The 23556-nt window shown below is 48.8% G+C and carries 17 protein-coding genes and 1 pseudogene; 15 read left to right on the top strand and 3 right to left on the bottom strand.

All coding sequences use genetic code 11. The features are described 5' to 3' along the window. Positions 1 to 8: 8 nt before the first annotated feature. The 13 genes from DW096_RS15480 (at position 9) to DW096_RS15420 (ending at position 16327) form a co-directional block, all read left to right on the top strand. A complete protein-coding gene (locus tag DW096_RS15480; protein WP_057281717.1) occupies positions 9 to 2315 on the top strand; it encodes a GH92 family glycosyl hydrolase in 2307 nt (768 codons plus the stop codon). 129 nt (positions 2316 to 2444) lie between these two features. Beyond that, a complete protein-coding gene (locus DW096_RS15475) occupies positions 2445 to 3449 on the top strand; it encodes a glycoside hydrolase family 43 protein (protein WP_057281718.1) in 1005 nt (334 codons plus the stop codon). 35 nt (positions 3450 to 3484) lie between these two features. Further along, a complete protein-coding gene (locus DW096_RS15470) occupies positions 3485 to 4969 on the top strand; it encodes a glycoside hydrolase family 125 protein (RefSeq protein ID WP_057281561.1) in 1485 nt (494 codons plus the stop codon). 8 nt (positions 4970 to 4977) lie between these two features. Continuing rightward, entirely contained in the window at positions 4978 to 7035 is a 2058-nt protein-coding gene (locus DW096_RS15465; RefSeq protein WP_057281562.1) for a beta-L-arabinofuranosidase domain-containing protein, read from the top strand. A gap of 79 nt (positions 7036 to 7114) precedes the next feature. Then, on the top strand, positions 7115 to 8203 hold the full coding sequence (locus DW096_RS15460) for an acyltransferase (protein ID WP_057281563.1): 1089 nt from the start codon (positions 7115 to 7117) through the stop codon (positions 8201 to 8203). Positions 8204 to 8583: 380 nt separating this feature from the next. Then, positions 8584 to 9678: a tRNA 2-thiouridine(34) synthase MnmA gene (gene mnmA / locus DW096_RS15455; RefSeq protein ID WP_044468269.1), complete on the top strand. Its 1095-nt coding sequence runs from the start codon at positions 8584 to 8586 to the stop codon at positions 9676 to 9678. Beyond that, on the top strand, positions 9675 to 11048 hold the full coding sequence (locus DW096_RS15450) for a S8 family serine peptidase (RefSeq protein WP_057281564.1): 1374 nt from the start codon (positions 9675 to 9677) through the stop codon (positions 11046 to 11048). Before mnmA ends, DW096_RS15450 begins: the two co-directional genes overlap by 4 nt. 155 nt (positions 11049 to 11203) lie before the next feature. Then, the gene (gene xseA, locus DW096_RS15445; RefSeq protein WP_057281565.1) at positions 11204 to 12436 is read left to right on the top strand and encodes an exodeoxyribonuclease VII large subunit; all 1233 of its coding nucleotides are present in this window, start codon (positions 11204 to 11206) and stop codon (positions 12434 to 12436) included. 73 nt (positions 12437 to 12509) lie between these two features. Further along, complete coding sequence (locus DW096_RS15440) at positions 12510 to 12908, top strand: lipocalin family protein (RefSeq protein ID WP_044468265.1); 399 nt, start codon at positions 12510 to 12512, stop codon at positions 12906 to 12908. Positions 12909 to 12921: 13 nt separating this feature from the next. Beyond that, entirely contained in the window at positions 12922 to 13137 is a 216-nt protein-coding gene (gene xseB / locus DW096_RS15435; RefSeq protein WP_044468264.1) for an exodeoxyribonuclease VII small subunit, read from the top strand. Positions 13138 to 13189: 52 nt separating this feature from the next. Next, positions 13190 to 14209, top strand: coding sequence for a branched-chain amino acid aminotransferase (locus DW096_RS15430; RefSeq protein ID WP_016273137.1), 1020 nt, complete (start codon positions 13190 to 13192; stop codon positions 14207 to 14209). Between the two features lie 184 nt (positions 14210 to 14393). Beyond that, complete coding sequence (gene trmB, locus DW096_RS15425) at positions 14394 to 15152, top strand: tRNA (guanosine(46)-N7)-methyltransferase TrmB (protein ID WP_016273136.1); 759 nt, start codon at positions 14394 to 14396, stop codon at positions 15150 to 15152. A gap of 74 nt (positions 15153 to 15226) precedes the next feature. Beyond that, positions 15227 to 16327, top strand: a complete 1101-nt coding sequence (locus DW096_RS15420) for an Mrp/NBP35 family ATP-binding protein (protein WP_016273135.1) — start codon at positions 15227 to 15229, stop codon at positions 16325 to 16327. Between the two features lie 92 nt (positions 16328 to 16419). Here the strand turns inward: DW096_RS15420 and DW096_RS15415 are convergent, their stop codons facing one another. Further along, positions 16420 to 18438: a M56 family metallopeptidase gene (locus DW096_RS15415; protein ID WP_117963355.1), complete on the bottom strand. Its 2019-nt coding sequence runs from the start codon at positions 18436 to 18438 to the stop codon at positions 16420 to 16422. A 2-nt stretch (positions 18439 to 18440) separates the two neighbouring features. Next, the gene (locus DW096_RS15410; RefSeq protein WP_005829755.1) at positions 18441 to 18803 is read right to left on the bottom strand and encodes a BlaI/MecI/CopY family transcriptional regulator; all 363 of its coding nucleotides are present in this window, start codon (positions 18801 to 18803) and stop codon (positions 18441 to 18443) included. A gap of 289 nt (positions 18804 to 19092) precedes the next feature. Between DW096_RS15410 and DW096_RS15405 the strand changes: the two genes are divergently transcribed. Beyond that, a complete protein-coding gene (locus DW096_RS15405; protein ID WP_005829763.1) occupies positions 19093 to 20631 on the top strand; it encodes a Gfo/Idh/MocA family protein in 1539 nt (512 codons plus the stop codon). A gap of 69 nt (positions 20632 to 20700) precedes the next feature. On the opposite strand, the gene DW096_RS15400 is transcribed toward DW096_RS15405, so the two are convergent. After that, positions 20701 to 22602 (bottom strand): TlpA disulfide reductase family protein, encoded by a 1902-nt coding sequence (locus tag DW096_RS15400; protein ID WP_118931030.1) that lies wholly within the window; start codon positions 22600 to 22602, stop codon positions 20701 to 20703. Positions 22603 to 22747: 145 nt separating this feature from the next. Between DW096_RS15400 and DW096_RS15395 the strand changes: the two are divergent. Then, a pseudogene (locus DW096_RS15395) lies at positions 22748 to 23521 on the top strand (SGNH/GDSL hydrolase N-terminal domain-containing protein); the annotation flags it as partial. Between the last annotated feature and the right edge of the window lie 35 nt (positions 23522 to 23556).

Here is a 23556-nt window from a genome sequence, read left to right as displayed (position 1 = left end):
CCAAACGAATGAAAAGACTCTTTGCATGGGGAACCGCCCTCCTTCTTGTAGGCGGTATGCAGGCGGCCTCGTTGCCGGTTGATGAGCCGATTACACCTGTGGATTACGTCAGCACCTTGGTTGGCACGCAGTCCAAGCATTCCCTTTCTACGGGTAATACTTATCCTGCCGTGGCTATGCCTTGGGGCATGAATTTCTGGACTCCACAGACCGGAACCATGGGTAACGGATGGGCATACACCTATGATGCCGACAAGATTCGCGGCTTCAAGCAGACACACCAGCCCAGCCCGTGGATTAACGACTACGGACAGTTTGCCATTATGCCCGTTACCGGAAAGGTGGCTTTCGACCAGGACGGGCGTGCCAGTTGGTTTTCTCACAAAGCCGAGACTGCCACTCCTTATTATTATAAGGTCTATCTTGCCGACCATGATGTGACGGCGGAGTTTGCTCCTACCGAGCGTGCCGCTGCTTTCCGTTTCACTTTCCCTGAAACGGAGGAAGCCTATGTGGTGGTAGATGCCATGGACAACGGCTCTTTTGTGAAAATCATTCCGGCTGAAAAGAAAATCATAGGCTACACCACCAAGAACAGTGGTGGTGTGTCAAGCAATTTCAAGAACTACTTTGTATTGCAGTTCGATAAGCCTTTTACTTATACTGCTGCCGTGAAGGACGGAAAGATTGACCCCCGTACCACCGAGGCAGGTGCCAATCATGCCGGTGGCATCATCGGTTTTCATACCCTCCGTGGCGAGCAGGTGAATGTACGTGTGGCTTCCTCATTCATCAGTCACGAGCAGGCCGAGTTGAACTTGAAGGAACTGGGTGGCCGGACGCTTGAAGAGGTGGCGAAAGCCGGGCGTGACGAATGGAACCGGGTGCTGGGCCGCATTGAAGTGCAGGATACCGACCTCGACCGTCTGCGTACTTTCTACTCTTGTTTCTACCGTTCGGTGCTTTTCCCGCGCAGTTTCTACGAGATAGATGCGCAAGGTCAGGTAATGCACTACAGCCCCTATAATGGTGAGGTGCTGCCCGGCTATATGTTTACCGACACCGGTTTCTGGGACACTTTCCGTTGTCTCTTCCCCTTCCTCAACCTGATGTATCCGTCCATGAATGCCAAGATGCAGGAAGGATTGGCCAACACTTACAAGGAGAGCGGTTTCCTGCCCGAATGGGCCAGTCCGGGACACCGTGGTTGCATGGTGGGGAACAATTCCGCTTCTGTGGTGGCGGATGCCTGGCTGAAGGGGCTGCGTGGCTACGACATCGAGACATTGTGGGAAGCCGTGAAGAGCGGTACGGAGAATGTGCATCCCAATGTTCCCTCTACCGGACGCTTGGGGCATGAGTATTACAACAAGCTGGGTTATGTGCCCTATAATGTGGGTATCAACGAGAATGCAGCCCGTACGCTGGAGTATGCCTATGACGATTGGTGCATCTACCAGCTGGGACTTTCGCTGGGCAAGTCGAAGAAAGAACTGGCTCCTTTTGCCAAACGTGCGCTGAACTACCGGAATCTTTTCGATTCTGACTACAAGCTGATGCGCGGCAAGAATGAGGACGGCACATTCCAATCGCCGTTCAATCCCTTGAAGTGGGGTGATGCCTTTACGGAAGGAAACAGCTGGCACTATTCGTGGTCGGTTTTCCATGATCCGCAAGGACTCATTGACCTGATGGGAGGCAAGGATTCCTTCAACCAAATGATGGATTCCGTGTTTGTGTTGCCGCCTGTGTTCGACGAAAGCTATTATGGCAGTGTCATCCACGAAATCCGGGAGATGCAAATCATGAATATGGGCAACTACGCTCACGGTAACCAGCCCATACAGCACATGATTTACCTCTATAACTATTCCTCTCAGCCGTGGAAGGCGCAGTACTGGCTGCGTGAGGTTATGGAGCGCATGTACAATGCCAATCCCGACGGCTATTGCGGTGATGAGGACAACGGCCAGACATCTGCTTGGTACGTGTTTTCTGCTTTGGGATTCTATCCTGTCTGTCCGGGTACAGACCAGTATGTGCTGGGTGCTCCTCTCTTCCGTTCTGTGCGTCTGCACTTGGAAAATGGTAAGACTGTGGCGATTGAAGCTCCTGAGAATAGCCGTGCCAACCGCTACGTGCAGAAACTCACAGTGGATGGCGTTGACTATACACGCAACTATCTGACACACGAGCAACTGATGAACGGCTCCTCACTGCGCTTCACTATGGACAATGTGCCCAACAAACAGCGTGGGGCAGGAGAGGAGGATGCTCCTTACTCCTTCTCGAAAACGCTTAAAAAGAAGAAGTGACCTCAAAGCCAAAACCATAGCAATCAATGATGAGGGTGTGCCGGATGTCTGACGGAGTAATCGCTGAAAAACGTTTTGACACACCCTCTCTCTTTTACGATGAATCACTGTTTGAAAACCCTATTTACCATGAAACTTAAGAAACTTACTGTTTACTGCTTGGCATTGTTTTGTGCCTCTTCATCTCTTTATGCGCAATCTGGTGAAGAAGTTCAAAAGAAACGTAGCGGCAATCCGATTTTTCCCGGTTGGTATGCCGACCCTGAGGGAGTAGTGCTGGACGGGAAGTTCTGGATTTATCCTACATATTCCGCTCCTTATGGTGAACAGACTTTTATGGATGCCTATTCTTCGCCCGACTTGGTGCATTGGACCAAACATCCACGCGTGCTTTCAAAGGAAAATATCCCATGGTTGCGCCGTGCTTTGTGGGCGCCGGCTGTTATCGAGGCCAATGACCGCTATTATCTTTTCTTCGGAGGGAACGATATACAGAACAACTCTGAGATTGGCGGTATCGGTGTGGCTGTGGCAGACAATCCGGCAGGTCCTTTCAAAGATGTGCTGGGCAAGCCCCTGATTGATAAAATTGTGAATGGTGCACAGCCCATTGACCAGTTTGTGTTCCGTGATGACGATGGCACTTACTATATGTACTATGGCGGATGGGGGCATTGCAACATCGTGAAACTGTCTCCCGATTTACTTGGTGTCGTTCCTTTTGATGATGGCACAGTCTATAAAGAAGTGACCCCTCAGGACTATGTAGAAGGCCCTTTCATGTTGAAACGTAACGGAAAGTATTACTTCATGTGGTCGGAAGGCGGTTGGGGAAGCCCCGACTACCGTGTGGCCTATGCCATTGCCGACTCTCCCTTCGGACCGTTCCGTCGCGAGGGAATCATTCTTCAGCAGGATGCCGATGTAGCTACCGGTGCCGGACATCATTCGGTGGTGCGTGGGAAAGGTAAGGACGAATGGTACATCATTTACCACCGTCGTCCGTTGGGAGAAACGGCTGCAAACAGTCGTGCCACCTGCATTGACCGGATGTACTTTGACAAAAAAGGAAAGATAAAGCCGGTGCGCATGACTTTCGAGGGAGTGAAAGCTACCCAAACCCCACTTGACTAATAGCAATTTTCAATTCAAATTTATATAGAAGAAATATGAGTCTTAATACCAAAAAGATTTGTTTCAGTCTTGTTCTGGCTGCGGCTGCCGGGATGGTTCAGGCTGCCAATGGTAGCTGCCTTCTTGCCGATGCGGGTTTTGTGGCCGTGCAGGATAATACGGCATCTGCCGGAAACTATTCCTCTAATCGTCCTAAAGAGAAACAACGACTTTTCCGTTCCACTGCCGTGGAGAAAGAGATTGCCCGTGTACAGAAACTTTTGAAGAACCGCAAGCTTTCCTGGATGTTTGCCAACTGTTTTCCCAATACGCTGGATACTACTGTGCACTTCCGCAAAGGTAGCGATGGAAAGCCTGATACTTTTGTATATACGGGTGACATCCATGCTATGTGGTTGCGTGACTCAGGGGCGCAAGTATGGCCATATGTGCAGCTTGCCAACAACGACCCGAAACTGAAAGAGATGCTGGCCGGTGTTATTCTACGCCAGTTCAAGTGTATCAATATCGACCCATATGCGAATGCTTACAACGATGGTGCACTGCCCGATGGACATTGGATGAGTGACCTTACTGACATGAAGCCCGAACTGCATGAACGCAAATGGGAAATCGACTCGCTTTGTTATCCCTTGCGGTTGGCTTATCACTATTGGCAGGTGACGGGTGACACTTCGGTTTTCGGTGCTGAATGGCTGGAAGCTATCCGCAATATTTATACTACTTTTTGTCAACAGCAGCGCAAAGAGGGTGTCGGTCCCTACAAATTTCAACGCAAGACGGAGCGTGCGCTCGATACGCTGAACAATGACGGTCTGGGTGCTCCTGTCCGTCCGGTGGGACTCATCGTGTCCTGCTTCCGCCCGTCGGACGATGCCACAACGCTTCAGTTCCTTGTGCCTTCCAACTTCTTTGCCGTCACTTCCTTGCGCAAGGCTGCCGAGATTCTGGAAACAGTGAACAAGGAGACTGCCCTGGCTGCCGACTGCCGTGCCTTGGCCGATGAGGTGGAGATGGCTTTGAAACGCTATGCAACCTACAACCATCCTGAATTCGGTACCATTTATGCTTTCGAGGTTGATGGTTTCGGCAATCATCTGCTGATGGACGATGCCAATGTGCCCAGCTTGCTTGCCATGCCCTATTTGGGAGATGTAGATGTCAATGACCCCATTTATCAGAATACCCGCCGTTTTGTGTGGAGCGACAGCAATCCCTATTTCTTCAGCGGCAAAGCCGGCGAGGGTATCGGCGGACCGCATATCGGCTATGACATGGTGTGGCCCATGAGCATTATGATGAAAGCCTTCACAAGCCGGGATGATGCCGAAATCAAAACTTGCATCAAGATGCTGATGGATACGGATGCCGGTACTGGCTTTATGCACGAATCGTTCCATAAGGATGATGCAGCCAACTTCACCCGCCCTTGGTTTGCCTGGCAGAACACCCTTTTCGGTGAGTTGATATTGAAGTTGGTTAATGAGGGGAAGGTGGATTTATTGAATAACATTGATTAAGATATAATATGAAGAACTTATATACATGGGTGGCTGCCCTCCTTTTCGTGGCATTGACAGTTTCGGTTACGGCTTGTACTTCTGCCTCTTCTGCCGGTACGGTGACGGTGGTGGACCGGCCGGATACACATGCTGTCAATGTCAATTATATGGGTTACCGTGCCCCGCTTCGTCCGTTGAACTTTATAAAATTGCCGGTAGGCAGCATCCGCCCCGAGGGTTGGGTAAGGAAATTTTTGGAGTTGCAGCGCGATGGCCTAACCGGACATTTAGGGGAAATCAGCGCTTGGTTGGAAAAGGATAACAATGCCTGGCTTACGACCGGTGGGGATCATGGTTGGGAGGAAGTTCCCTATTGGCTCAAAGGGTATAGCAGTTTGGCATATATTCTGAATGATCCGAAGATGATAGAAGAAACCAAATACTGGATTGAAGGCGTATTTGCCAGTCGCCAGCCGGACGGTTATTTCGGCCCGGTCAACGAACGCAATGGGAAACGCGAACTTTGGGCACAGATGATTATGCTTTGGTGCCTGCAATCTTATTACGAGTATTCTCAAGACCAGCGTGTCATAGACCTGATGACAAACTACTTTAAATGGCAGATGACGGTTCCCGACGACCGACTTCTGGAAGACTATTGGGAGAACAGTCGTGGAGGTGATAACATCATCAGCATCTACTGGCTTTACAGTCATACGGGAGATGCTTTTTTGCTCGAATTGGCCGAAAAGATTCATCGCAACACTGCCGACTGGACTCAGTCGACCTCTTTGCCCAACTGGCACAACGTAAACATTGCCCAATGTTTCCGTGAGCCTGCCACTTATTATATGCAGACCGGTGATTCTGCTATGCTGAACGCCTCTTATAATGTCCATAGGCTGATTCGTCGTACTTTCGGGCAGGTGCCCGGCGGCATGTTCGGGGCAGATGAGAATGCCCGTTTGGGATATATCGACCCCCGCCAGGGGGTGGAAACTTGTGGGCTGGTTGAACAGATGGCTTCCGATGAAATTATGCTTCGCATGACGGGCGACCCCTTGTGGGCTGAGCATTGCGAAGAAGTGGCATTTAACTCTTATCCGGTTGCCGTGATGCCGGACTTTAAAGCGCTGCGTTATATCACTTGCCCGAACCATGTCGTCAGTGATTCCAAGAATCATCATCCGGGTATCGACAACCGCGGACCGTTTCTTTCGATGAATCCTTTCAGCAGTCGTTGCTGCCAGCACAATCATGCACAAGGCTGGCCCTACTTTGCCGAACATCTGGTTTTGGCAACTCCCGACAATGGAGTGGCAACGGCTCTTTATGCAGCTTGCAAGGCTGTGGTGAAAGTAGCTGATGGAAAGGAAATCACTTTGTACGAAGAGACGAATTATCCTTTTGAGGAAGACATCCGTTTTTCTGTCTCTACCGAGGGAAAAGTCACCTTCCCGTTCTATTTCCGGATTCCTTCGTGGACTCAAAAGGCGAAAGTGCGCGTGAATGGTGAGGAAGTGGATGTGGTTCCCGTGGCAGGAAAGTATCTCTGCATCCATCGCGAGTGGTCGGATGGGGACTGTGTGGAATTGACGTTTCCGATGTCTTTGTCCATGCGCACCTGGCAGGTCAATAAGAATAGCGTAAGTGTGGATTACGGCCCTCTCACCCTATCTCTTAAGATTGCAGAGAAATATGTAGAGAAAGACAGCCGCGAAACGGCTATCGGTGATTCTAAATGGCAGAAAGATGCTGACCCTCAAAAATGGCCCACTACTGAGATATATCCCGGCAGCCCGTGGAATTATTCGCTGGTGTTGGACAAGACAGAACCTTTGAAGCACTTCGAGGTAATCCGTAAATCATGGCCAGCCGACGACTACCCTTTTACAGTGGCCAATGTACCTTTGGAGGTGAAGGCTGTCGGCCGGTTGGTTCCCGAATGGAAAATAGATGAAACCGGGTTGTGTGGCGTGTTGCCCGAAGAGGATGCAGCGAGAGGCGATAAAGAAGAAATCACACTCATCCCTATGGGAGCTGCGCGGTTAAGGATATCTGCGTTCCCGAATACAAGAGAATAAATTGATGAATGATGCGAATAGGAGTGAAGCACTGACACTTTTAACTCTTGATTTGCATAAATAGAAAACTTAAAATAAAATGAAACGTATTGCTTTTTTGGATTATGTGCGCGTGTTTGCGTGCTTCTTGGTCATGTTGGTCCATGCCAGCGAGAATTTTTATGGAGCCGCCGGCTCTACGGACATGGCAGGACCGCAGTCTTTCCTTCAGAATGAGGCCGATAGGTTGTGGGTATCAGTTTACGATGGCTTCTCCCGTATGTCTGTGCCTCTGTTCATGATTGTTTCGGCTTACCTGCTTGCACCGATGAAGAAAGGGCAGAGCTGTTGGCAGTTTTATCGCAAACGTTTCCTGCGCATCATGCCGCCGTTCGTCTTTTTCATGGTGTTGTATAGCACGTTGCCCATGTTGTGGGGACAGATGGACGGCGAACAATCTCTGAACGACCTTTCACGTATCTGGCTGAACTTTCCTGCGCTTGCCGGGCACTTCTGGTTCATGTATCCGTTGATAGGTCTTTATCTGTTCATCCCGGTCATCTCACCGTGGCTGGAGAAGGTTTCGGCCAAAGAAGAACGTTTCTTCATCGGACTGTTTCTGATTTCTACTTGTATACCTTTCCTCAACCGTTGGTTTGGTGAGGTATGGGGACAGTGTTTCTGGAACGAATATCACATGTTATGGTATTTTTCGGGTTATTTGGGCTACCTTGTGCTGGCACATTATATCCGCGTGCATCTTACTTGGGGGCGCTCCTTGCGTCTGCGGGTCGGTTTCCTGCTTATGCTGGTCGGCGCGGCGGCTACCATGTGGTCGTTCTATGTCCAGGCTGTTCCGGGAGTGGTTCATTCTACGCCGGTCATTGAGGTGGGATGGGCTTTCTGCACCCTTAATAGCGTGGCGTTGACGGCAGGCACATTTTTGTTGTTCGGCTGTATCAGCATTCCGCAGCCTCCGCGCATCATTGCCGAAATGTCTAAACTCAGCTACGGCATGTTCCTTATGCACATTTTCTGGCTTGGCTTGTGGGTATCGGTGTTTAAGTCTACATTGGGATTACCCACTGTGGCTGCCATTCCGGTAATAGCGGTATGTACATTTATCAGTTGTTTCGTGGTAACCAAACTCATCTCGTTGATACCGGGCAGTAAGTGGATTATCGGGTAAGCTCCTTGCGTTCGCTTTCCCGTTGAAGGCTCGGGAGCTGTCAATTGCCTGCTACTAACCTCACTGTAGTAGGGGTGTAACATCAGTGCAAAATGGCTACATTTTTTTGCACTGATTATCTGTTGATTCATAAATGGTTATGCTAAGAGGAAAGGAGGTATAATCAAAGACAGATGCGTAATTGATAAGAAAATACCGGAACACCTATGAGGTGCGGTAGTGCGAAGGAAAGAGGTCTTACCGGAAAAGCCGATGAATAGAAAGATTGAGGAAGAAGGTGAAGGCGGTGGAGGATGAAAATACTCTCTCTTTAGCTGAAAAGCTGTGTATTCTGCTTGAAAACGTGTACTTTTGCAGATTATATGAATGAATGGCAGAATATGAACAAATCCGAAAAGCGAGTATTAGTGGGAATGAGCGGAGGTATAGACAGTACCGCCACTTGCCTGATGTTGAGGGAACAGGGCTATGAGATAGTCGGCCTCACCATGTGGGTGTGGGGAGACGAACCGGTGGAAGCCCGCAACCTTGCCGACAGTATGGGAATCGAGCACCATGTGGCAGATGAGCGTGAGGCTTTCCGGCAGATTATCGTTCAAAACTTTATCGATGAATATCGTCGGGGGCGTACTCCCAATCCTTGTGTGATGTGCAACCCGTTATTCAAGTTCCGTATCCTGACGGAGTGGGCCGACAGGCTGGGATGTGCATTCATTGCTACCGGACACTACACCCGTCTGGAGGAACGGAACGGGAAGGTTTACATTGTTGCCGGGGATGATGATAAGAAAGACCAGTCCTATTTCCTTTGGCGACTGGGGCAGGAGGTGTTGAAGCGATGTATCTTCCCGTTGGGAGCCTTCACCAAGATGCAGGTTCGCGAGTATCTTCGTGATAAAGGATATACGCTTAAGGCGGAAGAAGGGGAAAGCATGGAAGTCTGCTTCATCAAGGGCGACTACCGCGACTTCTTGCGCGAGCACTCCCCGGAGATAGACAGCGAGGTGGGGCCGGGATGGTTTGTCAATTCGGAAGGCGTCAAGCTGGGCGGGCACAAAGGATTCCCTTACTACACCATCGGGCAGAGGAAGGGGCTGGAGATTGCTTTGGGCAAACCCGCCTACGTGCTGAAAATCAATCCGCAGAAGAACACCGTGATGCTGGGCGATGCGGAGCAGTTGAAAGCCGGATACATGCTTGCCGAAGAGGAAAAACTGATTGATGAGGCGGAATTCTTTGGCAGTGAAGAGCTTACCGTGCGCATCCGCTACCGCAGCAAACCCATCCCTTGCACCGTGAAGCGCCTGGAGGACGGGCGTCTGCTGGTGCGCTTCTTGTCGGAGGCTTCTGCCATTGCTCCGGGACAGTCTGCCGTGTTCTACGTTGGCCGGCGTGTGGTTGGCGGCTCATTCATCGCTTCCCAACGGGGCATCGGGATGTATATTGCAGAAAATAATAAAAACACAGATATATGAGAAAACTCTTTTTCCTTCTACTTTTCATCTTGGCTGCTGTAGGCGCATCGGCCCGGCAAGACACTTTGAAGTATCGCATCAGCCTGAAGGACAAGGCTGCCACCACGTATTCGCTGGAACATCCGGAAGCGTTTCTTTCTGAAAAGGCGATTGAGCGTCGCCTGAAGCAGAACCTTCCGATAGACTCGACAGACCTTCCGGTATGCCGTAAGTATGTGGATGAGATTCGCAGGCAAGGCGTGAAGATTGTCGTTACCGGCAAGTGGGAGAATTTTGTTACGGTGTCCTGCAACGACTCTGCATTGGTGGAGCGCATTGCCGCCCTGCCTTTTGTCCGGGAGACGGAAAAGGTATGGATAGCTCCCGGAGGTGACGGGCCGTTCATGGCGACAGGACGCGACTCTCTGATAAACCGCCCGAGCGTGCATCCCGACAGCATTTATGGACTGGCTGTCGACCAGATACGGCTGAGCAATGGCGATAAGCTGCACGAAGAAGGCTTCAAGGGACAAGGAATGACGATTGCCGTTATCGACGCGGGTTTCCACAATGCCGACAAGATAACCGCCATGCAGAATATCCGCATCCTGGGTACGAAGGATTTTGTGAACCCCCAATCGGATATATTTGCCGAAAGCAGCCACGGCATGGCGGTGCTCTCGTGCATCGCCATGAACCGTCCCGGTGTCATGACCGGTACGGCTCCCGAAGCTTCTTTCTGGTTGCTGCGCAGCGAAGACGAATACTCCGAGCATCTGGTAGAGCAGGACTACTGGGCTGCGGCTGTGGAATATGCCGATAGCGTGGGAGTGGATGTACTCAATACTTCATTGGGATATTACGCTTTCGATGATAAATCCAAGAATTATAAGCTCCGCAATCTGGATGGGCACCATGCGCTGATGTCACGTCAGGCATCGCGCATAGCCGATAAGGGCATGGTATTGGTATGCAGTGCCGGAAATTCGGGCGCCGGTTCTTGGAAGAAGATTACGCCTCCGGGCGATGCCGAGAATGTGTTGACGGTGGGCGCTGTCGACAAGGAGGCTGTTCTGGCTCCTTTCTCGTCTGTAGGGAATACGGCAGACCATCGGATAAAGCCGGATATTGTAGCTGTCGGGCTGGGTGCCGACGTGATACGCACGGACGGCAACCAGGGAAGGGCGAACGGTACCTCTTTTGCCTCACCCATTATGTGCGGCATGGTGGCCTGCTTGTGGCAGGCTTGCCCCGAACTTACGGCAAAAGAAGTGATAGAATTGGTGCGCCGTTCCGGTGACCGTGCCGATTTTCCCGATAACATCTACGGTTATGGCGTGCCCGATATGTGGAAGGCGTATCAGGATTATCAGCCCGAAAGAAACAAATAACGGAAACTTCTGTTGGTTTGCCAATAGTGTATTGTCACTTTATCACGGATAAAGTGTTACTTTACTGCGGATAAAGTACTGCTTTATCGCGGATAAAGTGCCACTTTATTACGGATAAAATCTTATAAAGTTGTAACTGGTTGAATGATAGCAATATGGAAGCCTTGTCTTTACATGAGTTGAATGCCCTTGTGCGTCGCAGTCTGGAGCAGTGTCTCCCCGATGAGTTTTGGGTGCAGGCGGAGTTGAGCGATGTGCGTACCAACAGTACGGGGCATTGCTATCTGGAATTTGTGCAGAAAGACCCTCGCAGCAACAGCTTGATAGCTAAGGCGAGAGGAACAATCTGGGCAAATGTGTTCCGCCTGCTGAAGCCCTATTTTGAGGAAGCCACGGGGCAGGCGTTTGTTTCGGGCATCAAAGTGCTGGTGCAGGTCACTGTCAACTTCCATGAGCTTTATGGCTACAGCCTTACAGTGCAGGACATAGACCCTACCTATACCTTAGGCGATATGGCACGCCGCCGCAGGGAGATACTGAAACAGCTCGAGGAAGAGGGGGTGCTCACCCTCAATAAGGAACTCGAGATGCCTCGCCTGCCGCAACGTATTGCCGTCATATCCTCACCGACGGCGGCGGGCTATGGTGACTTCTGTCATCAGCTGGGAAACAATTCCCGGGGGTTCTACTTTTATACGGAGCTGTTTCCTGCCTTGATGCAGGGTGACCGTGTGGAGGAGTCTGTCCTTTCTGCTCTCGACCGGGTGAATGCACGCTTGTCCGAGTTTGATGTGGTTGTCATTATTCGCGGTGGAGGCGCCACGTCCGACTTGTCCGGTTTCGATACCTATCTGCTTGCTGCTGCTTGTGCACAGTTTCCGTTACCTATCATAACGGGTATCGGTCACGAGCGGGACGACACGGTGCTGGATTCTGTGGTACATACCCGTGTAAAGACCCCTACGGCCGCCGCCGAGTTCTTGATAGACCTCATGAACAATGCCGCCGATGAACTGGAAATGCTTGTTTCCCGCTTGCATGAGGGGGTCAAGAATCTGTTGCAGCAGGAACAGCGCAAGTTGTCTGTCTGCAAGAACTGGATTCCTTCTGCTTCATACCGTTGCATATCCGATGCAAAAATAGCTTTACTGACTGCGCGGAAAGATGTAGTGCAAGCTGTCACTTCCTATTTGTCCCGCTATCGCCACCGTCTGGAATTGTTGCAGCAGCGCTTGGCAGATGCTTCACCAGAAAAGCTGCTTGCCCGTGGTTACAGCATTACGTTGAAAGATGGGAAAGTTGTGAAAAATGCAGATGAGCTGCAAGCGAATGACGAGATAATGACTTGCCTGCAAAATGGTAAGGTGATCTCAACTGTACATATTTAAGTCGCATTCATGCAGTGTTTTGCTGTATTTTGCATTTTATCAATATTACTTAAATCATTTAAAATGAATTAATATGAAAGCACAAAATTTGTTTCGTATGCTGATGCTGATGGTCATGGCATTTAGTTTTATTTCATGTACGGATGAGGATGATAAGGTCGAAGTTTCTCAACTGGTAGGTAAGTGGATTGTGAAAGAACCAGTCCTGCCGGACGATTTTGTGACCAGCTACACGTTTAATGCAGACAAGACCTATGAAGTTTATACCGGAAGCCCGTCATCTAACGGAGTTCCTCTTCGTGGTACTTATATCATAAGTCTTGATAAAAAATTGATTATGTTGTATGATAAAGAGGAACATTATACCGAACAATATCATATTCTGAAACTGACGTCCAAGGAAATGAAGTGGGAGAATGCATCGCCCAAAGACGGGAATTCTGACAAACGGCTTGAGAAGTACAAAGATTAATTAAATTTCAATTATGCCAGCAACAAAGAAAAAAGAAACCTACTCCGAAGCCATGGCGCGTTTGGAGAAAATTGTCAGCCAGATAGACAACAACGAACTGGAGATAGATGTACTTGCCGAAAAGATAAAGGAGGCAAACGGAATTATAGCATTTTGCAGCGATAAATTGACCAAAGCCGACAAGGAAATTGAAAAATTACTGTCGGAGAAGCGAGAATCTGAAGAATAAAAGCTATTTTTGTTGCAAATTGTACGTAATGCAGTAACTAATACTTTGAGATATGAAAGAACTTGATTGGGCTAATCTGCCGTTCGGATATATGAAGACAGATTACAATGTGAGAATTTATTATCGTAACGAACAATGGGGTGAACTGGAAGTTTGCAGTGAGGAAACCATTCCTATGCACATGGCTGCCACTTGTTTGCACTACGGTCAGGAAGCATTTGAAGGTTTGAAAGCTTTTCGTGGTAAAGACGGTAAGGTGCGCATCTTCCGTTTGGAAGAGAATGCGGCGCGTCTGCAGTCCACCTGCCGGGGTATCTTGATGCCGGAGCTTTCTACGGAGCGTTTCAAGGAAGCCATTTTGAAGGTGGTGAAGCTGAACGAGCGTTTCATTCCGCCTTATGAATCGGGTGCTTCTCTGTATATTCGTCCGTTGCTGGTGGGTACCGGTGCACAAGTAGGTGTACATCCTGCCAGCGAATATCTGTTTGTGGTGTTCGTGACCCCGGTAGGTCCTTACTTTAAGGGTGGATTCTCAACCAATCCGTATGTCATTATCCGCGAATTCGACCGTGCTGCACCGTTGGGTACCGGTACTTATAAGGTAGGTGGTAACTATGCAGCCAGCTTGCGTGCCAATAAGAAAGCGCACGATTTGGGTTATGCCTGCGAGTTCTATCTGGATGCCAAAGAAAAGAAATACATGGACGAGTGTGGTGCTGCCAACTTCTTCGGTATCAAGGACAATACGTATATCACTCCGAAATCCACTTCCATCCTGCCCTCCATCACCAACAAGAGCCTGATGCAGTTGGCAGAGGACATGGGTATGAAGGTAGAGCGTCGTCCGGTTCCTGAAGAAGAGTTGCTGACTTTCGAGGAAGCGGGTGCCTGCGGTACGGCTGCCGTTATCAGCCCCATCGAACGTATTGACGACGTAGAGAACGGTAAGTCATACGTTATTTCCAAAGATGGAAAACCAGGACCGGTATGTACGAAGCTCTACAACAAGCTGCGTGCTATCCAGTATGGCGATGAGCCGGATACTCATGGCTGGGTGACTATCGTTGAATAATTAGAGATTCTCTTGTGTCGTGAAAGTTTCCCGAAACCAAGATGGCACACAGATGACACAGATTAAACGGATGACCACAGATAAAGAGAAAAAAAATAATCTGTGAAAATCTGTCTAATCTGTGTCATCTGTGTGCACTTCTGTTTTCGGGGCATAGCATATATATATATAGGACCAAGTAATTATGGGAAAAAACAAGTTAGAGAAGTTTGCTGATATGGCGAGTTATCCGCATGTTTTCGAATATCCGTATTCTGCGGTAGATGATGTACCGTTTGACATGAAAGGGAACTGGCACGGGCAATTTTTCAAGAACGACCATCCTATTGTCCTGGAACTGGGCTGTGGTAGGGGAGAATATACTGTCGGATTGGGACGCATGTTTCCCGACAAGAACTTCATCGGAGTGGATATAAAGGGAGCCCGTATGTGGACGGGAGCTACCGAGTCGCTGCAATCGGAAATGAAGAATGTGGCCTTTCTGCGTACGAATATCGAAATCATCGACCGTTTTTTTGCTTCGGATGAAGTGAGTGAAATCTGGCTTACTTTCTCGGATCCGCAGATGAAGAAGGCTACCAAAAGGCTTACTTCCACTTATTTCATGGAGCGCTACCGCAAGTTTCTGAAGAATGACGGCATAGTCCATCTGAAGACGGACAGCAACTTCATGTTTACCTATACCCGGTACATGATTGAAAGAAACCGGTTGCCGGTGGATGTGATGACGGAAGACTTATACCATTCCGGCATGGCTGATGAAATACTCAGCATCAAGACCTATTATGAACAACAATGGCTGGATCGTGGTTTGAATATCAAGTACATCAAGTTCCATCTTCCGCAAGCAGGCGAGTTGCAGGAGCCGGATGTGGAGATAGAACTGGATGAGTACCGCAGTTATAACCGTAGCAAGCGTAGCGGACTGCAAACCAGCAAGTGATGCGAATCAGTAGTAGTTTAAGCCACTGATTCGCATAAAAATAGTAAATAGTAAATTGTCAAATAGTAAATGCAATGGCATTATATCCAAAATTAATCCTTGATGCATTGGCAACAGTGCGTTATCCCGGCACCGGAAAGAACCTTGTCGAGGCAGAGATGGTAGCCGATAATATGCGAATTGACGGGATGAAGGTCAGCTTCTCGCTGACGTTTGAGAAACCGACCGATCCTTTCATGAAGTCGATGGTGAAAGCTGCCGAGACAGCTATACACACATATGTCTCTCCCGAAGTGGAGGTTGTGATTACCACAGAGAGCCGCCAGGCGGCGCGACCGGAAGTAGGCAAACTTTTGCCTCAAGTGAAGAATGTTATCGGAGTGTCTTCCGGAAAAGGTGGTGTGGGCAAGTCTACGGTTGCTGCCAACCTTGCTGTATCTTTGGCAAAGTTGGGTTACAAGGTAGGGTTGCTGGATGCAGATATTTTCGGGCCTTCTGTTCCTAAGATGTTCCAAGTGGAAGATGCCCGTCCTGTGGCGGAGAACATTGGTGGACGTGATTTAATTGTTCCGATAGAGAAGTATGGCATCAAGCTGCTTTCCATCGGTTTCTTTGTCGACCCCGATCAGGCCACCTTGTGGCGCGGAGGCATGGCAAGCAATGCTTTAAAGCAACTGATTGGTGATGCCGACTGGGGAGAACTGGATTATTTCCTTATTGACCTTCCTCCCGGAACGAGTGACATTCACTTGACCGTGGTGCAGACCTTGGCGCTGACGGGGGCTATCGTTGTCAGCACACCGCAGGCTGTGGCACTGGCAGATGCACGCAAAGGCATCAATATGTTCACCAATGACAAAGTGAATGTGCCTATCCTCGGTTTGGTAGAGAATATGGCTTGGTTTACACCTGCCGAACTGCCGGAGAATAAATACTATATTTTCGGTAAAGAAGGAGCCAAGAGGTTGGCGGAAGAGATGAATGTACCGTTGCTGGGGCAGATACCTATTGTACAGAGCATCTGTGAGAGTGGTGATAAGGGCACTCCGGTTGCTTTGGATGAGAATACAGTGACCGGGCGTGCGTTCCTGCAACTGGCTGCTGCCGTAGTCCGTCAGGTAGACCGCAGAAATATGGAAATGGCGCCGACACGGATTGTGGAAGTGCATAAATAAACATGGATATTTTCCTTATGAAAAAGGAGCAATTGCCCGTCGCCGGGTAACTGCTCCTTTTTCATTTAAACTTGTTTAGAGAGAAAATTAGTTTATTTAGTTGGAGTAACAGTGGCATTCTGGACAGCAGGGTTTTTCTCCGGTTCTTGCAGACGGAACATGATGGGGACTGTATATTTTACGTTTACAGCTTGTCCTCTTTGCATGCCGGGCTTCCACTTGGGCATGATGGTAGTCAGACGGATTGCTTCAGCGTCCAGCAGTGGGTCGGCACCACGGATTACTCTGGGGCATATGATGTTCCCTTCTTTATCCACTATAAACTGTATGACCACTCTTCCCTGAATCTTAGCTTTTTGTGCAGCTACCGGATATTTGATGTTTTTACTGATGAATGCCATCATTGCAGACATACCGCCGGGATATTCCGGCATTTTTTCTACGACTTCGAAAACGGTTACTTCCTCCGGGTAGGTTGTCTCTTCGGGAGCGTAACCCACTACTACCATTTCATCTATCTTGTTTTCAATGGGAGCATACTTAACTTGTGTATTGTCTTCTGTCAGACGGAACATCACGGGAACTGTATATTTTACTCGTACGGCTTCTCCTTTTTGTGTACCGGGTTTCCATTTGGGCATGACACTGACTACGCGCACGGCTTCTTTGTCCAACTCAGGGTCAACACCACGAAGCACTTTCGCATTGGCGATGCTACCGTCTTTTTCCACCACGAATTGTACGGTTACCCGCCCTTGTGTACCTTTCTTCATGGCTGCTTCCGGATACTTGATGTTCTTTTTCAAATATTCCATCAGTGCTGACATTCCTCCGTCGGGGAATTCGGGCATGTGTTCTACTACCTCGAAAATACCATTCGCATCGGGGGCGAGTGTAGGTGGGGTGTACTGATGCTCATCCATGTTGATGGTGCGTGTGGTTTCTCCTTGAGAGAGAACAAAAATGAAGTTGTTCCCGGTTTGGGAGGTGGCATACATCGTGGCATGTTTCAGTCCGTTCATGTCTAAGGTGATGTCGGTCTTTCCATCTCCTCCGGTCTTGAAGTTCAGTTGTTTTCCCGCCAGCGTGGTTTGGATTTTTACGTTCGGCACAACTTTCCCTTGCTTGTCTACTATAGTGACGTGGAAGGTCGTTTCGCCTTTCTGTTCAGGATTTATAATACTGAGGGGCAGCTCTTCTATTGCCGTTAGGGTGGGCATCCATATCTCGGAAGTCCGTGCCACGGTTTCGATATTGCTGACAATCATAAGTAAGGCCGCTAAAGGAAGGAACATCAAATATTTGGTTCTTCCTATTTCTTTTGTTCTCTTTTTGTTCATCATCTTGATGCGTTTTTTTAGAGGTAAAACATTGAAACTGTTATAGATAGTTGCTGCAGCCTTTTGATGTGACAATCCTAACAAATGGTACTGGTAGGTTTTGGAGTCATAGCCGTTTTCCAATACGCGGGCGTCGGCCATATATTCCAGATTGGTACGGATTTCCCGTTTCATGAGCCAGGCAAAGGGATTGCACCAGCAGAAAATGCACACCAGTTCACTGATGATGACATCAATGGAGTGCCATTGCCGGGCGTGTGTCTGCTCATGGGTCAATATTTCGTTGAACTCCTCTTCCGTATGCGAGGACGGATGGATAAAAATCCAGTGGAAAAAAGAGAAAGGCCCGTCTGCCTTGGGAAGCAGATGTATACTTGTGTTGCCTATTTGTATCTTGCGGCATCGGCATGCCAGGCGGATGATGCCTGCCAGTTGCACGACGAGGCGTATCATCAGCAATGCCGCTATTCCCCAATAGGCGATATTGGCATATTCTGAAAGGATGCTTTTCCAGTCGGTCGGAGCCACTTCGGTGCCTACTGTGAGTTCCGGCAGTACAACGCTGGCATAGAGGTCTGCCATGGCTACCATCGGCTCCTGCTCCGTAATCCACGTTTGTATGTTCAGCAAAGGTACGGCGGCGGAAACGGCAAAGAAACAGAGCAGTGCGGTTCTGCGCCAGCCGAAAAACGTGTCTTTGTAGAAGAACAGCCGATAGAATGCATAAAACAGTACTATCGCTACATTCACTTTCAGAAAATAGGCTAACATGTTTACTCCTTTCCTTTCTCTATCATATCTATAATGTCTTTCAGGTCATTGGCCGAAATCTTTTGGTCTTTGGCGAAGAACGAAACCATTTCCTTATAAGAATTTTCAAAGTAGTTGCGCACAAAACCGCTCATAAAGGTACGTTTGTATTCGCTTTCGCGTATAAGCGGAGTATACTGGTAGGTGTTGCCTACACGTGCGGCACGGATATACTGCTTGCGCTCCAGGTTTTTCACAATAGATGCTACTGTTGTGTAGGGAGGCGCCGGTTTGGGGTATTTGGCAACAATGTCTTTTACGAAGCAACTGCCCAGTTCCCAAATGTACAACATTGCTTCTTCTTCTTGTATCGTTAACTTTTCCATGGATAAAGTATTTAAATGAATTCAATGCAAATCTACGAATATTTCGTAAAGTAGCATCAAACAGTGAGTTAATTAATCTAAATGCGTTTACTGTATGTATATTCTTTTGTCTGATTGAAAAGAACATGGCTGTTGATAATCTTCTTTTGGCTAAGATTGTCTATCTTTGCAGAAGAAGCGAAGACTGGCGGCACCTCAGCATAAAAAATGAACGGGTTCATTTTATTCTGCATTCGGTTTGCGCTGTCTTTGTTGCAATGAATTCTTTTACCTTAAATAAAGCAGAAATATGGGAACAGTTAAATCGTTGTTGCTGGGAATGTGCTTCGTATTGGGTGCATGCACAAGCCAGACTTCTACTGTGCAAACCACAGAGAAGGGAACTCAATGGGAATGGCAGAATGGTACCATTGTTGTCAAAACTCCCGAGCGTCCGGCAGGACAGAAGAGTGTATTGGGACTGACTACTCCGAAGTTGGAGGCAGTCCGTGTGGGTTTTGTTGGTTTGGGGATGCGTGGCCCCGGAGCAGTGGAGCGTTTCACTTATATTCCGGGTACGCAGGTAGTGGCTCTTTGTGATTATGAAGAGGCCCGTGCAGATAAATGTCAGGAGCTCTTGAAGAAGGCATCCATGCCCAAAGCCGCCGTCTATTCCGGTGACAAAGGATACGAGGAACTCTGCAAACGTGATGATATAGATTTGGTTTATATTGCTGCAGACTGGCTGCATCACTTCCCCGTTGCCAAGTGTGCGTTGGAGAATGGAAAGAATGTAGCGATAGAAGTGCCTTCGGCTATGAATCTGCAGGAATGCTGGGATTTGATTAACTTGAGTGAATCTACCCGTAAGCATTGCTTCATTCTGGAGAACTGCTGCTATGACTGGTTCGAGATGAATACGCTGAACATGGCGCAGCATGGCGTGTTCGGTGAAGTTATCCGTGCGCAGGGTGCTTATATACATAATTTGAGCCCGTTTTGGGACCATTATTGGAAGAATGGAGAAAATGACAAGCTGGGCTGGCGTTTGGACTACAACATGAAGCATCGTGGTGACGTGTATGCCACCCATGGCCTTGGCCCGGTGGCGCAAGCACTGGATATTCACCGTGGTGACCGTATGGAAACGTTGGTAGCCATGGATACCAAGTCTGTAGTGGGCAAGGAGCTGGTAGAAAAAAGAACCGGCGAGGAGTGCAAGGAATTCCGTAACGGTGACCATACCACGACCATGATTCGTACAGCCAATGGAAAGGTGATTGAGATTCAGCACAATGTAATGACACCACAGCCTTATAACCGTTTGTATCAGCTTACGGGTACCAAGGGATTCGCCAACAAATATCCGGTAGAAGGGTATGCGCTTGACGCTGACCAGCTGAGTGCATCGGGCGTTCAGCCCAAAGTGGATGATTTGAATTCACACGGTTTCCTGCCGGAGACGGAGATGGAGGCACTCGTGGAGAAATACCAGCATCCCATTTTAAAGAAGTACGGTGAGATGGCGAAGGAAGTAGGAGGTCATGGTGGCATGGACTTCGTGATGGACAGCCGTCTGGTATATTGCCTGCAAAACGGTCTTCCTTTGGATATGGATGTATACGACCTTGCTGAGTGGTGCTGCCTTGCAGAATTGGGAGAACTTTCTATGGACAACGGTTGTGCGGCTGTGGCATTCCCCGATTTCACCCGTGGTGAATGGAATGTGGTGAAGGGCTACAAGCATGCATATGCAACTCCGGAAGAGGAAGCGGCTGCTATGGAGAAGGCAAAGGCATTTACTGCTAAACTGAAAGAGCAGGGAGCCAAGGAATGGGCTGAAAAGTAATAGCGGTATACTGATAAAACAAAAAAACAGCAGGTGATAAGCCTGCTGTTTTTTTGTTTTATCAGTTTGTCATTTAGTCACTTTCAGCAACTCTTCCTTCATCTTCTCTACTCCCGGAAAGCCGGTTTGTCTGAACGTGGTGTTTCCTTCGCGGTCTACAATCAGATAAGTCGGTACCCCTTCTATCTTGAATGCGTCCGATAGGTATTTCCATTGGGCATCCGTCAGGCGGAAGTGTTCGCCGTGGATGTCGGGAATCATATTCTCCCAGGTCTTCAAGGGGGAGGTTTCACCGGTGATGTACAGATATACGATATCCTTGTCTTTCAGTTCCTCCTTCATGGGGGCCATCATCTTGTTTGCCATACGGCATGGACCGCACCAGGTGGCCCAGAAATCTACTAACAATACTTTTCCTTTGAATTTGCTGATGATAGAAGTGAACAAATCTTCGTTGCTGACGTTGGCGTCCACTTGGTTGATGGTGTAACCCGTCTTTTTCTTGTTGGCTTCGAGCTGTGCAAGCAACTCGTCATTGGCGGCAGTCAGCATCTCGCGGTATGCGGCGGGCATGGCGGCAACGGTGGCCTTTTGCTCGTCGGTGAGCGGGGTGAAGTTCTTGATACCCCGGTAGAGGGTGACATTGCGGGCTATGTCGAAGAAGATACCTTTGTCGGTTCCCCAGGCTTTGGCCAATTCTCCACTCCGTTCTACATTCCTTGAAGCCATTTGTACATACTGGTTGGACAAGACTGCCTGCGGCACATTCAATATGCTCATATCTTCGTCGGACACGTAGTTGGCGGGTACTTTCCGGGAAAGTTCCTGATAGTAGTTGTTTGCTTCCTCCCGTTTGATGAGATTGGCGTGTAGGGCAGCCGATGTCAAGATGCTGGCAACGGAAGACAGCATGGCATTTGTAATCAGTTTGTTATTGATAGTCAAAAGTTGTCGGGTAGAAGCACTATAAGGCAACTTGTCTATTGCTTCTTGTGTTTCGTCGGATATTTGAAGTACGTATGCTTTGGCTGCATCAATATCCTTGCCAGCCAGTGCAGCTATGTTTTGATAGAGCTTGTCTTGCATGTCGATGCTGAGGTGGTTTCCGTTCAACTCTTGTGCCACGGTTTCCAGCGGTCCGTTGATATATACCATTTCTCCATAGGGTTTCCCTTCGCTGTGGAATTTAGACTTGCGCCGGGAAGCTTCGCGTAGATTGACGTATATTTCTGTTGTCTTGCCGGGTTCCATGAAGAACTGGAGCATATGCTCTCTACCCAAATATATGGTACATGGGGTAGTGCCGGGCAATGTTACTTCTTTGGTGAAACTGCCGTCAGGCTGGATGTCGAGTGGTATGTCCGTGATGTCTCCTTTGATATTCTCCCACACGGCAATACTGATTGGCATTCCCATATTGGGGCGTGAATCCAGGAGTTTTCCTTTCAGCATGGCTTTTCCGTATTGGATGACCGGTTCGGGAAGTTCGGCATTAGGGTCGGCTTTGTGTACTACGGCGTTCTGGGGAAGTGCCAGTTCCGGCAGTTTCTTGCTTTTCAGTTGTATTCCCCAGATGCTGAATCCGTTTTCCACCTTTTCGCCTTCGGTGAAGTCGAAGGAGGTAGCATTGTCGGATAGGGGAGGAAAGACCAACTGGAATTCCGCTTCGCCCGATTCGGGCATCCAAAATTCTTTACCTGGTATGATGCCTATACCGGAACGCAGTTGGTAGGTTTCTCCGTTATTGTCTGTCAGGTAGCTGTCGGGTGCAATCTGTATCCAGTACTTGGGACGATACTTGGCATAGATATGGAGCACGGTTGCCGTGTCACTGATGACTACTTTACTCACTTCGATGGAAGTCGTGTTTCTTACGATAAACGGTGGTTGGTCAATCACACGGTTTTTGGCTTGCAGGGTACAGCAGATGCACAGTAGGAAGCCTGCTAAGAGGAAATGGATGTGTCTCATATGAATTGTTTTCTGCGAAAATACGAATGTTTCGTAAAGAAACAAGCATGTGGGAGTTAATTGATGTAAAATACTTCCATTTCTTCGTTTTTCAAAGAAACCTTGTATCTTTGCCGGTAATACTTAACACTTAATATCTTGTCATATGAGAACCAGAATTCTTTTGATGGGCTTGTTGTTGGCCGCTGTTGCCAATGCCCAGACTATCTATCATGATGCTTCCGCCTTCCCCCTTCTGGGCAAAGCAACAGAATCTACCCTTACCCGCTATGAGCGTCTGCCGGACTCTCTGCAGAACATCTCCCGCAAGCCGTTGTGGGACTTAGGCCGCAACAGTGCCGGACTCGCCGTGCGCTTCCGTTCCAACTCTACAAGCATTTCTGCCAAATGGGAAGTAAGGAACAATATGAGTATGAACCACATGACACCGACCGGCATTAAAGGCCTCGACCTCTACTGCTTGCAAGACGGCAAGTGGATATTTGCCGGTAGCGGGCGTCCGCAGGGCAAAGTCAACAAGGCAACTATTGTAAGCAATATGTTGCCTGAGGAGCGTGAATATCTCTTGTACCTTTCTTTATATGACGGGGTTACTTCACTTTCTATCGGAGTGGATTCTCTTGCCGAGATTACTCAACCGGCAGTGGACTTGCCGCAACGTGAGAAGCCGGTGGTATTCTATGGTACCAGCATCTTGCAGGGAGGCTGCGCTTCCCGTCCCGGCATGGTGCATACCAATATTCTGGAACGTTGGCTCAATCGTGAGTGCATCAATCTGGGATTTAGCGGCAATGCCTTGCTCGACCTGGAGATTGCCGATGTCATAGCCGGTGTGGACGCTTCTATGTTTGTCCTCGACTTTGTGCCCAATGCTACCGTGGAGCAAATGAGAGAGCGTGCCGATAAATTCTATACCCTTAATTCCGCAACACTATTATAAAATATTTTTTTTAA

Source organism: Bacteroides sp. AM07-18, from assembly GCF_003602695.1.
GTDB classification, from domain to species: Bacteria; Bacteroidota; Bacteroidia; order Bacteroidales; family Bacteroidaceae; genus Bacteroides; species Bacteroides uniformis.
This window is presented reverse-complemented; position numbering and strand designations above follow the sequence as displayed.

Excerpts from the sequence above, each read along its gene's own strand:
- DW096_RS15480 (WP_057281717.1), top strand. The coding sequence starts at position 9 with ATGAAAAGACTCTTTGCATGGGGAACCGCCCTCCTTCTTGTAGGCGGT.
- DW096_RS15475 (WP_057281718.1), top strand. The coding sequence starts at position 2,445 with ATGAAACTTAAGAAACTTACTGTTTACTGCTTGGCATTGTTTTGTGCC.
- DW096_RS15470 (WP_057281561.1), top strand. The coding sequence starts at position 3,485 with ATGAGTCTTAATACCAAAAAGATTTGTTTCAGTCTTGTTCTGGCTGCG.
- DW096_RS15465 (WP_057281562.1), top strand. The coding sequence starts at position 4,978 with ATGAAGAACTTATATACATGGGTGGCTGCCCTCCTTTTCGTGGCATTG.
- DW096_RS15460 (WP_057281563.1), top strand. The coding sequence starts at position 7,115 with ATGAAACGTATTGCTTTTTTGGATTATGTGCGCGTGTTTGCGTGCTTC.
- mnmA (WP_044468269.1), top strand. The coding sequence starts at position 8,584 with ATGAACAAATCCGAAAAGCGAGTATTAGTGGGAATGAGCGGAGGTATA.
- DW096_RS15450 (WP_057281564.1), top strand. The coding sequence starts at position 9,675 with ATGAGAAAACTCTTTTTCCTTCTACTTTTCATCTTGGCTGCTGTAGGC.
- xseA (WP_057281565.1), top strand. The coding sequence starts at position 11,204 with ATGGAAGCCTTGTCTTTACATGAGTTGAATGCCCTTGTGCGTCGCAGT.
- DW096_RS15440 (WP_044468265.1), top strand. The coding sequence starts at position 12,510 with ATGAAAGCACAAAATTTGTTTCGTATGCTGATGCTGATGGTCATGGCA.
- xseB (WP_044468264.1), top strand. The coding sequence starts at position 12,922 with ATGCCAGCAACAAAGAAAAAAGAAACCTACTCCGAAGCCATGGCGCGT.
- DW096_RS15430 (WP_016273137.1), top strand. The coding sequence starts at position 13,190 with ATGAAAGAACTTGATTGGGCTAATCTGCCGTTCGGATATATGAAGACA.
- trmB (WP_016273136.1), top strand. The coding sequence starts at position 14,394 with ATGGGAAAAAACAAGTTAGAGAAGTTTGCTGATATGGCGAGTTATCCG.
- DW096_RS15420 (WP_016273135.1), top strand. The coding sequence starts at position 15,227 with ATGGCATTATATCCAAAATTAATCCTTGATGCATTGGCAACAGTGCGT.
- DW096_RS15415 (WP_117963355.1), bottom strand. The coding sequence starts at position 18,438 with ATGTTAGCCTATTTTCTGAAAGTGAATGTAGCGATAGTACTGTTTTAT.
- DW096_RS15410 (WP_005829755.1), bottom strand. The coding sequence starts at position 18,803 with ATGGAAAAGTTAACGATACAAGAAGAAGAAGCAATGTTGTACATTTGG.
- DW096_RS15405 (WP_005829763.1), top strand. The coding sequence starts at position 19,093 with ATGGGAACAGTTAAATCGTTGTTGCTGGGAATGTGCTTCGTATTGGGT.
- DW096_RS15400 (WP_118931030.1), bottom strand. The coding sequence starts at position 22,602 with ATGAGACACATCCATTTCCTCTTAGCAGGCTTCCTACTGTGCATCTGC.